We start from the raw sequence: 12,468 nt of genomic DNA, 5'->3' as shown, positions 1-12,468 counted from the left end.
GCAGATCCTGACGGTACGGCACTCGAGGACGCGAAAGGCCGCGAACCCAAGCGCATCTGCCTGAGTCCACGGCCTTGTCGCTGCAGGTCAGTCCGTGCCGGTGTCGAAGGCGGCGGACAACCCGGCGAGGTCACTGGCGGCGTCGACATCGACCGGCGAACTGGCGATCTCCTCGGCGCCGCCGGCTTCGAGGGAGCCGACGAGTTCCGAGGTCGGACCCGAGACGAGACCCATGGCCGCGTACTGTTCGAGCCGGGCACGCGAATCCGCGATGTCCAGGTTGCGCATCGTCAATTGACCGATCCGGTCCTCGGGGCCGAAGGCGGCATCGCCCACGCGCTCCATCGACAGCTTCTCCGGGTGGTAGCTGAGGTTGGGGCCCTGGGTGTCGACGATGGTGTAGTCGTCGCCGCGGCGCAGGCGCAGCGTCACTTCGCCGGTGACCGCCGAGGCGACCCACCGTTGCATGGATTCGCGCAGCATCAGCGACTGCGGGTCGAGCCAGCGGCCCTCGTACATGCGCCGGCCGAGGCGGCGGCCCTCCTCGTGATAGAGCGCGATGGTGTCCTCGTTGTGGATCGCGTTGAGCAGGCGTTCGTAGGTGATGTGGAGCAGAGCCATGCCGGGGGCTTCGTAGATGCCGCGCGACTTCGCCTCGATGATCCGGTTCTCGATCTGGTCGGAGACGCCGAGGCCGTGCCGGCCGCCGACCTCGTTGGCCTTGAAGACCAGGGCGACGGGGTCGTCGAACACCTCACCGTTGATCGCGACCGGGCGTCCGGCTTCGAAACGGACGGAGACCTCTTCGGTGACGACGTCGACGTCATCACGCCAGGCGGGAACGCCCATGATGGGTTCGACGATGTCGAGGCCGGTGTTGAGGAACTCGAGGCTCTTCGCCTCGTGGGTCGCACCCCAGATGTTGGCGTCGGTCGAGTAGGCCTTCTCCGCGGAGTCGCGGTAGGGGTAACCGTGGGTGACGAGCCATTCGCTCATCTCCTGGCGTCCGCCGAGCTCCTCGACGAATTCCGAGTCGAGCCACGGCTTGTAGATGCGCAGCTTCGGGTTGGCCATCAGGCCGTAGCGGTAGAAGCGCTCGATGTCGTTGCCCTTGTAGGTCGACCCGTCGCCCCAGATGTCGACGCCGTCCTCCTTCATCGCGCGCACGAGCATCGTGCCGGTGACTGCGCGACCGAGCGGGGTCGTGTTGAAGTAGGTCTTGCCGCCGGAGCGGACGTTGAAGGCGCCGCACTGGAGGGCGACGAAGCCCTCTTCGACGAGGAGCCGCTTCGCGTCGACGAAACGGGCGATCTCTGCTCCGTACTCCTTCGCGCGTGCGGTCACACCGTCGAGATCGGGCTCATCGTACTGGCCGATGTCGGCTGTGTAGGTGCACGGGATGGCACCCTTGTGGCGCATCCACGCGACTGCGCAGGAGGTATCCAGTCCGCCGGAGAAGGCGATTCCAACATGCTCACCAATGGGGAGAGAAGACAGTACTTTCGACATGACCCTCAGCCTACTGCCCGACTGTGGCTCATGTCGCACTGAAACCGGCCCCTGAGACCAATTGTTATGCATTTCACCGAATGATTATGCATGTTTGAGGCGACGGGACGAAGCGGTGTCGGCGGGTCAGCTGCCGCGGTGACTGCGGATCGCCTCGGCGACGACGATGGCATCTCCTTCCGGCGCATCCGACTTGGCGTCCGGACGCGCGACGAAGAGGTAGATGCATCCGACGGCGAGGACGATGACGAGGCCGATGAGCACGACGTAGTCGGTGAAGAACGATCCCGATGCACCGGGACGGGCGAGGAGGACCATCGCGAAGACGCCGTAGACCAGCGCCGCGACGTTGACGACGGTTCCCCACCTGCCCAGCGACCAGGGGCCGGCGGGCCGCCATCCCTTGAGGCGCTGCCGCAGAGCCGCGAGCACGACCATTTGGAAGGCGAGGTAGATGCCGAGGATCGCGAACGAGGTGACCGCGACGAGGATCCCGTCGTTCAGCCAGATGAGCAGGCAGATGAGAGCCGGAGCCGTGCACGCGACGATGAGGGCGTTGCCGGGGACCTTCGTCGTGCCGGAGACCGCGGAGAGCCACCGGTGCCCGGGCATCATGCCGTCGCGGGCGAAGCTGAAGATCAGGCGGGAGGCCGCGGCCTGCAGGCTGAGCACGCAGGAGATGAACGCGAGGATGGCGACGAGGAGGAAGATCTTCGCGCCGATCGGGCCGAGGCTGCCGTCGAGGATCGCCGGGATCGGGTCGGCGACCTCGCCGGCGACGATCTGCTCGAGGTTCGGTGCGGCCAGCACGTAGCCGGCGAAGGAGAACAGGGCGGATACCGCGCCGACGACGATCGTCATGATCATCGCCCGGGGAATGCCGCGGGCCGGGTTGGAGACCTCCTCGGCGACGTCGCCGCAGGCCTCGAAGCCGTAGAACAGGAACAGCCCGGCGACGGCGGCGCCCATGAATGCGCCGAGGTAGCTGCCGTCTCCGGCGATCCCCATCGAGTCGAAGAAGACGCTGAAGGAATGCTTGCGTTCGAAGATGAGCAGGAACAGCCCGAGGCCGATGACGCCGATGAGTTCGGCGAAGAGTCCGATGCGCGCGATTCGGGCCAACCACCTTGTGCCGCTGAAGTTGATGGCCAGGGCCAGCAGGAGAAGCCCCAGGGCCAGGAAGGGCGTCGTGGTCCGCGTCAGTTCGAGGCCGAAGAGGCCGGCAAGGAAGCCGGCGCCGAACTCGGCGACCGCGGTGATCGTCACGATCATCGCGCAGATGTAGACCCAGGCGGCCATCCATGCATACCGCCTTCCCCACAGTCTGCGCGCCCACGGATAGATGCCGCCGGCGATGGGGAACTGCGAGACGACTTCGCCGAACACGAGTGCCACCAGCATCTGGCCGCAGGCGACGATGACTATCCACCACATCGACGGGGGCCCGCCCGTCGACAGGGCGACTGCCAGCAGCGAATACACCCCGACCAGGGGAGAGAGGTAGGTGAAACCGAGAGCGAAGTTCGCCCACGGCCTCATCGACCTCTCGAAGGAGTCCTGGTAGCCGAGGACCGAGAGGTGATCGTCGTCGGACAGGTGGGGATCGCTGTGGGTCGGGCGGCGGTTCTCCGCGGGCAGTCGGGGGCTGTCGTCGGGCAGCCGGGGATCGGGGGAGTGCTGGGTCATGGGCTGTGCCTTGTCTGGGAATCGGCGTTGATTCGGATCTGCTCATCGTAGCCCAGGGGCGCGAGAGGCGTGGGATGCGAAGTGTCTCGGCTTCCGGAAGTCGGGATTCCAGGTCAGCCACGGGACAGAGGAGTATTTCCCTCCGCAGGCGGAGGCAAGGTGCCTTTGTGCGGCTTATGTTGGAGGCATGGAAGACAACACAGGCATCGCCCACGAGAGCAACGGCGTCGAGCACCCGGCCACGCGTCCTGCGAGCCCCGGCCGCGAGGCCCCGGGCGGCGCCGAGGGCCGTGCCGACCGCGTGGATCCTGCCGGCCGCAAATCTGCCGGTGGTCTCGATGCGAAGGGGCGCCCGCGCAACCCCATCCCGAGGCGGGTGCCGTGGCTGGAGGTCGGAATATTCGTGGCGACGGCCGTGATCCTCGGGTGGCTCGTGTGCCTGCCGCTGTGGCTCTCCGGCGACGGGCTGCAGAATCTGGTCGTGGTGCAGCTGTGCGGGCAGGCGCTCATGCTCACGCCACTCCTGGCGACCATCCTCGCGTTGATCGTCCAACGCAGACGGGCTGCCCGGGCACGGACTGCCCGGGCACAGGCGCCCCCGGCACAGACTGTGATCGGAATGCAGCCCGCGGCAGCTCAGTCTGCGGTGACTCGCTACCTCGGGATCTGGCCGCTCACGCCGGCTCGGCGAGTCGTCGGGCTGACGCTTGCAGCGCTGTTCGGCACGTACCTGCTGGTGGCGACCACATATCTGCTCGCGGCGGCGTTCGGTTGGTTCGAGATCGACCTCGTCGGTCTGTCCGGGTTCAAGGCACAGCTGTCCGCACTGCCCGGTCTCGATCAGCTCCCGATCGGTGCCGCCATCGCCATCTACCTGGCGATCATCGTCTTCAACTCGATCGTGACGGCGATCTTCGCCTTCGGGGAGGAGGTCGGTTGGCGTGGCTGGCTGCTCACCAGTCTGCGGCCGTTGGGGACCTGGCCCGCGCTCCTCATCATCGGCGTCATCTGGGGGCTCTGGCACGCGCCGCTCATCCTGCTCGGCTACAACTTCGGACGCACCGACATCTCGGGTCTGGGCTTCATGCTCGGAGGCTGCGTCATGCTCTCCTTCCTGTTCGGGTGGTTGCGCCTGCGATCGGGTTCGCTGTGGCCGGCAGTCTTCGCCCATGGCGCGCTCAACGGATCGTCGGCGATGCTCCTCGGGCTGTTCGCCGATGCCTCGGCTGCGACTCCCGACATGGCCCTCGTCACTGTATTGGGGGTGTCCGGTTGGATCGTCTCCGCGCTGATCATCGCCGTGCTCGTTCTCACTGGTCAGTTTCGACACCGACCCGAGCTGGGCCGCCCCGCACCGAACCGCCCCGAATCAAACCGCCCGGAGCCGGGCTCCGGCTGAGCCCAGTGACCAGGGAACTTGTGCATTGAGCGGCACAGGAGCATGCGTTAGGCTCGAAGCCCACTGACGCCCGATCCCAACAGGGGCCGGGTCCGTTTCGCAAAGGAGACCCTCATGGCACTTGGTTCATCGCTGCTGCAGTCCGCCGGTCGGATGCTGACCGCACCGATCTTCATCACCGGCGGGTACTCGGCTCTGACGCAGCCCGGCGGGCGGGCCGAGGCAGCCGGCCAGGTGCTCGAGACCATGCGTGAGTACGTGCAGATCCTGCCCGAAGACGATGAACTCCTGGTCCGTGCCAACGGTGCTCTTCAGCTCGCGGCGGGCACGACGATGCTGCTGGGAATCAAGCCGCGGCTCTCTGCCCTTGCGCTCGCCGCATCGTTGGTGCCGACCACATTGGCCGGCCATGCGTTCTGGGAGATGGATGAGGAGAGCGCGGCTGCGCACAAGGTCCACTTCCAGAAGAACGTTGCCGCCCTCGGCGGACTGCTGCTCGTCGCCGGGGCCGATGCGGGAAAGAAGGCTGCGAAGAGAGCTGCCAGGAAAGCGGCGAAGAAAGTGTCGAAACAGAAGTGAATCCGGCCTAAGCTCAGAGACATGGTCAAGGCACTCCTCATCGTCGACGTTCAGAACGACTTCACCGAAGGCGGAGCCCTGGCGGTGTCCGGCGGCGATGACGTCGCCGCCGAGATCACGCGCTTCTTGGCCGGGGCAGCCGAGAGCTATGACGCCGTCATCGCCTCCCGCGACTGGCACGACGCCGACAATGACAACGGCGGCCACTTCAGTGATGCACCGGACTTCATCGACACCTGGCCTCCCCACTGCGTCGCCGGGACCGCCGGCGCCGAGTACGACCCCCTCCTCGACACCGCTGCTGTGACCCACCATGTCCGCAAGGGGCAGGGGGTCCCCGCCTATTCCGCGTTCGAGGGCATGACGGACACGGGGCAGCGCCTCGGTGAGGTTCTCGATGACCTCGGCATCGCCGAGGTGGACGTCGTGGGCATTGCCACCGACCATTGCGTCCGCGCTTCCGTCCTCGATGCGCTCGCCACCGGTCGGGCCGTGCGCGTGCTGCGCGAGCTCGTCGCGGGAGTCGGCGTCGAGTCGAGCGAGCGGGCGCTGACCCAGATGAAGGTTTCCGGCGCCACGATCGTCTGAGGCGAAGGTCCATCGGCGCGACGCTCGTCCGAGCTCAGCCGCCCGTCGCCTGCGCGTAGGCGGCTTCCAGCCGTTCGAGCGGCCCCGGTCCCGTCCGCTCCGGGGAGGGGGCGCCGAGGTGGCGGAGACGGAGCTCGTCCATGAGCTCCTCGATGAACTCCGGCCCCTCCCGGCGCATGAGCTCCTGGCGGACGCGGAGCTCTGGTGTGCCCTCGCGCCAATCCAGTCCCCAGTTGCCGAGGGCGAAGAGGATCGGCAGGGTCTGGATGCCGGCCTCGGTGAGGCTGTAGCGCGCCTTCTGCCCACGTGCGACCTGTTCCTTGGTCAGAATCCCCGCGTCGACGAGCCTCTTCAGCCTGTCGCTGAGGATGTTCGAGGCGATCCCTTCGATCGACCCGTTCAGCAGCTCGCGGAAGTAGCGGCGGTCTCCGAAGATGATGTCGCGCAAGACGAGGAACGACCAGTGGTCGCCCAAGGCCTCGACGGCCGCATTGATCGCACACCCGGACCGTGGTTGACCCGATCTCCTTGACACCGAAGCACCTCCCGCCTGGTTTGGTGATTGCATTCTACAACTGCTTCATCGGAGAAGGCTACCCGGGGCGGTGCATGATGGGCCGACGGAGATTCGGCCCGCAGACCGGAGACTGGACCGACGACAGTGCGGCAGTGCAGGGACTCGAGGACCGCTTCGCCATTGAGACCACCAGCGCCGGCGACGGTCTGACTCGTCAGCTGTGGAACCGCAAGTGAGTGAGAGGACCCGCCTTCTCGGAACTCGGCCGAGCAAGGGGCTCGCGCTCAGTCCCGGTAGATCGCGCTCAGCTCCAGCCGATCAGCTGAGCGACCAGCAGGGCGATGAGAGAGACCACAATGAAGCCGGCGAACATCGGCAGGAAGAACTTGACCCACTTCTGCCAGGGGACCCCGGCCAGGGCGAGGGTTGCCATGAAGTAGCCGGAGGTCGGATAGAGGATGTTGCCGAATCCGTCGCCGAGCTGGAACGCGAGCACGGCCGTCTGCCGGGTGACGTCGAGCAGGTCTGCGAGCGGAGCCATGATCGGCATGGTGACCAGGGCCTGGCCGCTGCCGGAGGGAACGACGAAGTTGAACAGCAGCTGCATGACGAACATGCCGATGGCGGCAAGGGCCGCTGGCAGGCCGCCGACGACAACGCCGAGGCTGTGGACGATGGTGTCGAGGATCTGGCCGTTCTCCAGCACGACGGCCACACCGCGGGCCACGCCGGCGATGAGGGCGCCGACGAGAACGTCGCGGAATCCCTTGTTGAAGGCTTCGCAGATCTCAGTGCCGTTGAGTCCGGCGATGACGCCCACCACTGCGCCCATGACGATGAACAGTCCAGCCATCTCAAGCATGAACCACCCTTGGGCGAGGACGCCGTAGACGAGAAGTGCCAGGAAGAGCAGCGAAGCCACAGAGGCGGCCTTCTGTCGTCCGGTGGCGACGGGGATCGGCAACGTGCTCGAGTCCTTCTGGTACTCCTCCCGTTTGATCGCTTCGGCCTCGTCGTCGGCGAGCAGACTGCGCGAGGGGTCCCGGCGGATCTTCGTCGCATAGCGCATGACGAAGAACATGGCCACGGCCAGCGCCGCCACCAGCACGGCGATTCGCATCAGCGCTCCGGAGAACAGGGGGACGTCGGAGAGTGTTTGCGCGAGTCCGGTGTTGATGGGGTTGAGCACGCCGGCTGCGAATCCGACTGTAGTTGCACACAGTGCAACGGCGGCGGCGACGACGGAATCGTATTTCAACGCGATGATGAGGGGGAGGATGACCGGAACGTAGACCAGGGACAATTCCTGGGTGCCGATCAGCGTCGCGATCAGCGCGAAGATCGTCATCAGGATCCCTAGCATCAGCAGACCTCTGCGGGCGAACCGTCGCGACAGTCGCGCGACCGCCAATTCGATGATTCCGGTCGCGTGCAGAACCATGAATACGCCCCCGATCATCAGGGTGAAGAAGACGACTTCACCGGCGCTTATCAGCCCTTGTGGGATGGCGAGCATGAAATCTGTCAGGGTGGTGCGGTTCGCCTCGATGAACTCAAAGCTGTTCGGGTCGATGGTGGTGCGGCCTTCGGGGCCTTCGACGCGCTCATAGCGGCCGCCGGGAACCAGGTAGGTGGCGACAGCGGCCAGGGCGATGAAGGACAGGAGGATGATGTAGATGTGCGGCATCTCGAAGCGGCGTCGGCGTGTGGTCCGGGGCTGATCGGCAACGCTCATATCGGTGGTTCCTCTTCGGTCGTCATTGAGCCGAGGTGGGGCTGAGGTCATCATCGACCCAGCCGCGGCGATTCCGTATTGCGGAAGGTGCTTTCCGCAATTCCGTAACAGTAGCGTGAATCGGCTGTCCCGTAAACCCGCAGGCAGCCGCCTTCGACAGTGGGGGCTTTCGGCTTCGGCACTGATGCGGATGATGCCCAGGGACCAGCTTCGGAGGTGCTCAGCGGCTTCCCTGATGACCCTTTGGATTGAGCGGTACTGTGGGCCGTGGTTGAGCGCTGATCGCTGGAGCTGACGGCTGGTGCGAACGAAGCCGCTGAAATATCCTCACCGACGCTCGGTGTAACCCATATAACTGTCGGGTAACCGTATACTGCTTCGCGCCAGGTGGTGGCCGGTGTGGAGACGAGTCGTCCTGTCGGAACGGGGCCGCGGCGACGGATTCCTGCTGTCCGAGTTCACTTCTGCAGGGTAGGCTCGACCTCTGATCGAGTCCCTTGGAGGAGGAGCATGGCGGACGTGCGGAAATTCCTGCGCAACCTGACCGGCAACCCTTCGATGCGCCGGCTCGGAGCCCTGTCGGGCAATATGAAAGGGATCAAAGGCACCTTCGACTCCATGGAATCCACAATCGCGAAACCGGCACGACCGAGGGTCTCCGACCTCGTCGAAGCGACGACCGAGGAGACGTCGGCACCCGAAGAGACTTCGGTGACCGACCAGTCCGCACCGACCGACCCTGATGGATCCGGCTCGTCGGGCGAATCCGACTCGACCGCGCAACTGCCATTGCCGGAGATCGGGGCGCTCACCTCGGCGAGCGAAGACGCCATCGTCGACCCCTCCGAGCAGGTGCTCGAACACATCGACCTCAACTCCTGGAAATGGCCGGCCTACTTCGCCTTCTCCCTGACCCGGATCGAAGAGCTCTTTCCCACGGGAGGGATCCCGCGCGGGGTCGGCCCGGTCCGCACCTTCGTCACCGAGGAGAACGACTTCCGCTCCCTCGCGCTCGATCGCGAGAAGTGGCCCGGGATCGACGACTCCTGGACGAGTGTCGGGGACGTGCTCAGCAGCACCTACACGGACGCCTGGCTCGTCACCCGTGATGGCGTGGCGCTGGCCGAGGAATACGCCTGGCCGATGAAGCCGGCCCGTCGCCACATGCTGTTCTCGGTGAGCAAGTCCGTCGTCTCCACCGTCGTCGGCAGCCTCACCGATGCCGGACTGATCTGCCCGGGCGAACTCGTCACCACCTACCTGCCGAGGTTGGCCGACAGCGGCTATGCCGGTGCCACCGTCCGCGACGTCCTCGACATGCGCTCGGGAGTGAGGTTCTCCGAGGAGTACCTCGTCGAAGGATCCGAGATCCGTGCCCTGTTCGAGGCCGTCGACATGGTGCCACGCACTCCCGTGGCGGCGAACGGGATCAAGGAGTTCCTCACCGGCCTCACGAGCGAACGCGAGCACGGCGGTCCCTTCCTCTACCGCAGCTGCGAGACGGACGTGCTGGGATGGATCTGCGAAGCCGTGACCGGGCGCCCGTTCGCGGTCGTGGCTAGCGAGTTCGTATGGTCGAAGATCGGCGCAGCGCACTCCGCGCAGGTCTGCCAGGACCATTGGGGCGGTTCGATCGTCGATGGCGCCATCAGCGCCACCCTGCGCGACCTCGCCCGCTTCGGTGAGGTCATCGCCCGCGGAGGAGTCACCGCCACCGGGCAGAGAGTCCTGAGCCAGGCCTGGATCGATGACATCTTCACCGGCGGACCCGACTCCGCCGAGGCGTTCGCCCAGTCCGCCTCCGGACCGTCCTACCCGGGCGGAATGTACCGCAGCCAGTTCTGGGTGCCATCCGCCGGCCGCGACGTCGTCGTCGGCATCGGCATCCACGGGCAGATGCTCTACATCGACCGTGCGACCCAGACCGTGGGCGTCAAGTTCTCCAGCGATCCCGAGCCGGTGCGGCTCGCCGCCCAGCACGGCACCCTGGCCATGTTCGAAGCGATCGCCGAGGCGGTTCCCGCGCAGGCGGTCCCGCAGGCGTCGCGGGTCGTCGCCTGACCCTGGGCCCAGCAGCGATTGCCTGGACTCGACGTCAGCATGAGTATGGACACCCGGACCGGCGCCCGTGAGCGAGCCAAGCCGATGCCCCACCGCATCGTCGTCCTGGCCCTTGCCGGGGTGTCCGCGATGGACCTCGGGACCCCGGCGCAGATCTTCGGACCCGGAACGAGCCCGACCCTGGTGGCCAGTGCCGAGATGACCGATGGGCGGGGCGTGGTCCCCGGGGGCTGGCCCTATGACGTCGAGGTCTGCACTCCCAGTCCCGGAGTCGTCGCCGGCGCCGATGGCCTCGACTACTCGATCGGCAGCGGGTTGGATGCGCTCGACCGGGCCGACACGATCCTCATCCCGGGTGCCGCCTCGGCGGTGGAGTCCGAACCGTCCGGAGCCGTCATCGGCGGACTGCTGTCCGCGTTCGAACGCGGTGCCCGTCTCGTGGCGATCTCGACGGGGGCCTTCGTGCTGGCCCGCACCGGCCTGCTCGACGGATCGCGTGCCACGACTCACTGGTCATACGCGAAGGAGCTGTCGCAGCGCTATCCGGCGATCCGAGTCGACGAGAACGTCCTCTTCGTCGCGGAGGGGAGGGTGCTGACGTCGGCCGGAGCCGCCTCGACGATCGACCTCTGCCTCCACCTCATCCGGCAGGATCACGGGGTCGGCCTGTCGAACCAGGTGGCCAGGCGGCTCGTCGCCGCCGCCTACCGCAGCGCGGGCCAGGCCCAGTATGTGCCGCGCAGCGTTCCCGAGCCCCTCGGGGAGGTCTTCGCCGACACCCGGCAGTGGGCGCTCGAGCACATCGGGGAGGAGCTGACGCTCAAGGATCTCGCCGCGAACGCCGGAGTCTCGGTCCGGACCTTCTCCCGCCGGTTCGTCGAAGACACCGGGTACACCCCGATGCAATGGGTTCTCCGGGCCCGCGTCGACCTCGCCCGGGAGCTGCTCGAGAACACGGACCTGGGGATCGAGCAGATAGCGGACCAGGTGGGCCTCGGAACCGGCGCCAATCTCCGCATGCACTTCCAGCGGATCCTCTCGACGACGCCCAACGAATACCGACACATCTTCTCCGCCGCACGAGCCTGATTCCGGTTGGCCGGAACCTTGCGACTTCTGGCATTAACACTGGCGAGATACTTTCGATGACTGGCAGTCAGGCCACTGTCGTTGGGGCGCATTATTGCCGAGAATAGAGATGTACCCACGGAAATCCCCTTCACAAGGAGTGACATTGACTCGCATCGCCATCAACGGTTTCGGTCGCATCGGTCGCAGCACCCTGCGCGCGCTGATCGAACGGGGCAGCGACCTCGAGGTGGTTGCCATCAATGACCTCGGCGCTCTCGACGAACTGGCTCGACTTCTCAAGTTCGACACGACCCTGGGTCGATTCCAATACCCCGTAGAGGTATCTGCGGATGGCCTGGTCGTCAATGGGAACCCGATCAAGGTGCTCGCCGAGAAGGACCCGGCCGACCTGCCGTGGGGTGAGTTGGGAGTCGACGTCGTCCTGGAGGCGACCGGCCGGTTCACCCAGGCCGACAAGGCGCGGGCCCACATCGCGGCGGGGGCCAGGAAGGTCCTCGTCAGCGCGCCGTCCAAGGGTGCGGACGTCACCCTCGCGTATGGCGTGAACACCGAGGCGTACAAGCCCGAGCACACGATCATCTCCAACGCCTCCTGCACGACGAATGCCCTGGCCCCGCTGGCCATGGTCCTCGACGATCTGGCCGGGATCGAGCAGGGCTTCATGACCACCGTGCACGCCTACACCGGGGATCAGAACCTCCAGGACGGGCCGCACAGGGATCCGCGTCGTGCGCGAGCCGCCGCGGTCAACATCATTCCCACCTCGACCGGCGCGGCGAAGGCGATCGGCCTCGTGCTGCCGCAGCTTGACGGAAAGCTCAGCGGCGACGCGATCCGGGTGCCGGTGCCGGTCGGCTCGATCGTCGAGATCAACGCGGCTGTCTCCCGCGAGGTCACCCGCGACGAGGTGCTCGCCGCCTACCGTGACGCCGCGGAGGGTCCGCTCAAGGAGATCCTCGTCTATGAAACCGAACCGGTTGTCTCCAGTGACATCGCCGGTCAGCCCGCGTCGTCGATCTTCGACGCGGAACTGACCCGAGTCGAGGGCAGGCACGTCAAGGTCGTGGCCTGGTATGACAACGAGTGGGGTTTCTCCAACCGCGTCGTGGACAATCTGGAGCTGATCGCGAAGGGCTGACCGCGCAGAGCGAAGCGTCGAGGAAGGGTCGTTCGGAAACGTCTGCAGACGTTGCCGAGCGGCCCTTCGGCGTGACTGCGGGGCTGAGAAGCCCCGCAGTCAGCGCACATCGTCGAGGTTGCGGGCCCGGCTTCCGAGAATCTGCCGAAGACCCCTTGAATGAT

11 protein-coding genes are annotated in these 12,468 nt (G+C 66.2%); 7 read left to right on the top strand and 4 right to left on the bottom strand.

The genetic code is table 11. The features are described 5' to 3' along the window. Positions 1-87: 87 nt before the first annotated feature. Positions 88-1,509, bottom strand: coding sequence for an argininosuccinate synthase (argG, locus tag RIT73_RS07415; RefSeq protein WP_309131427.1), 1,422 nt, complete (start codon positions 1,507-1,509; stop codon positions 88-90). 126 nt (positions 1,510-1,635) lie between these two features. Beyond that, complete coding sequence (locus tag RIT73_RS07410; RefSeq protein WP_309131426.1) at positions 1,636-3,195, bottom strand: APC family permease; 1,560 nt, start codon at positions 3,193-3,195, stop codon at positions 1,636-1,638. A gap of 187 nt (positions 3,196-3,382) precedes the next feature. Here RIT73_RS07410 and RIT73_RS07405 point away from each other — a divergent pair, with 187 nt between their 5' ends. The 3 genes from RIT73_RS07405 (at position 3,383) to RIT73_RS07395 (ending at position 5,761) form a co-directional block, all read left to right on the top strand. After that, positions 3,383-4,594, top strand: a complete 1,212-nt coding sequence (locus tag RIT73_RS07405) for a CPBP family intramembrane glutamic endopeptidase (RefSeq protein WP_309131425.1) — start codon at positions 3,383-3,385, stop codon at positions 4,592-4,594. Positions 4,595-4,708: 114 nt separating this feature from the next. Further along, positions 4,709-5,173, top strand: coding sequence for a DoxX family membrane protein (locus RIT73_RS07400; RefSeq protein ID WP_309131424.1), 465 nt, complete (start codon positions 4,709-4,711; stop codon positions 5,171-5,173). Between the two features lie 21 nt (positions 5,174-5,194). Further along, positions 5,195-5,761 carry an isochorismatase family protein gene (locus RIT73_RS07395; RefSeq protein WP_309131423.1) on the top strand — a complete coding sequence of 189 codons (567 nt, stop codon included), beginning with the start codon at positions 5,195-5,197 and terminating at the stop codon, positions 5,759-5,761. A gap of 34 nt (positions 5,762-5,795) precedes the next feature. Here RIT73_RS07395 and RIT73_RS07390 read toward each other — a convergent pair whose 3' ends face one another. Then, positions 5,796-6,296: a helix-turn-helix domain-containing protein gene (locus RIT73_RS07390; protein WP_309131422.1), complete on the bottom strand. Its 501-nt coding sequence runs from the start codon at positions 6,294-6,296 to the stop codon at positions 5,796-5,798. 23 nt (positions 6,297-6,319) lie between these two features. Here RIT73_RS07390 and RIT73_RS07385 point away from each other — a divergent pair, with 23 nt between their 5' ends. After that, positions 6,320-6,514, top strand: coding sequence for a hypothetical protein (locus RIT73_RS07385; protein ID WP_309131421.1), 195 nt, complete (start codon positions 6,320-6,322; stop codon positions 6,512-6,514). A 68-nt stretch (positions 6,515-6,582) separates the two neighbouring features. Here the strand turns inward: RIT73_RS07385 and RIT73_RS07380 are convergent, their stop codons facing one another. After that, entirely contained in the window at positions 6,583-8,013 is a 1,431-nt protein-coding gene (locus tag RIT73_RS07380; RefSeq protein ID WP_309131420.1) for a YfcC family protein, read from the bottom strand. A gap of 510 nt (positions 8,014-8,523) precedes the next feature. Here RIT73_RS07380 and RIT73_RS07375 point away from each other — a divergent pair. From RIT73_RS07375 to gap, 3 genes are all read left to right on the top strand, one after another. Next, positions 8,524-10,074, top strand: a complete 1,551-nt coding sequence (locus tag RIT73_RS07375) for a serine hydrolase (RefSeq protein WP_309131419.1) — start codon at positions 8,524-8,526, stop codon at positions 10,072-10,074. A gap of 39 nt (positions 10,075-10,113) precedes the next feature. Continuing rightward, the gene (locus RIT73_RS07370) at positions 10,114-11,163 is read left to right on the top strand and encodes a helix-turn-helix domain-containing protein (RefSeq protein ID WP_309131418.1); all 1,050 of its coding nucleotides are present in this window, start codon (positions 10,114-10,116) and stop codon (positions 11,161-11,163) included. A gap of 145 nt (positions 11,164-11,308) precedes the next feature. Next, entirely contained in the window at positions 11,309-12,304 is a 996-nt protein-coding gene (gene gap, locus RIT73_RS07365) for a type I glyceraldehyde-3-phosphate dehydrogenase (RefSeq protein WP_309131417.1), read from the top strand. Positions 12,305-12,468: the final 164 nt, after the last annotated feature.

The sequence above is a fragment of the Brevibacterium sp. genome (genome assembly GCF_031179145.1).
Lineage (GTDB): Bacteria > Actinomycetota > Actinomycetes > Actinomycetales > Brevibacteriaceae > Brevibacterium.
This window is presented reverse-complemented; position numbering and strand designations above follow the sequence as displayed.

Excerpts from the sequence above, each read along its gene's own strand:
- RIT73_RS07405 (WP_309131425.1), top strand. The coding sequence starts at position 3,383 with ATGGAAGACAACACAGGCATCGCCCACGAGAGCAACGGCGTCGAGCAC.
- RIT73_RS07395 (WP_309131423.1), top strand. The coding sequence starts at position 5,195 with ATGGTCAAGGCACTCCTCATCGTCGACGTTCAGAACGACTTCACCGAA.
- RIT73_RS07370 (WP_309131418.1), top strand. The coding sequence starts at position 10,114 with ATGAGTATGGACACCCGGACCGGCGCCCGTGAGCGAGCCAAGCCGATG.
- RIT73_RS07410 (WP_309131426.1), bottom strand. The coding sequence starts at position 3,195 with ATGACCCAGCACTCCCCCGATCCCCGGCTGCCCGACGACAGCCCCCGA.
- RIT73_RS07380 (WP_309131420.1), bottom strand. The coding sequence starts at position 8,013 with ATGAGCGTTGCCGATCAGCCCCGGACCACACGCCGACGCCGCTTCGAG.
- RIT73_RS07375 (WP_309131419.1), top strand. The coding sequence starts at position 8,524 with ATGGCGGACGTGCGGAAATTCCTGCGCAACCTGACCGGCAACCCTTCG.
- RIT73_RS07400 (WP_309131424.1), top strand. The coding sequence starts at position 4,709 with ATGGCACTTGGTTCATCGCTGCTGCAGTCCGCCGGTCGGATGCTGACC.
- argG (WP_309131427.1), bottom strand. The coding sequence starts at position 1,509 with ATGTCGAAAGTACTGTCTTCTCTCCCCATTGGTGAGCATGTTGGAATC.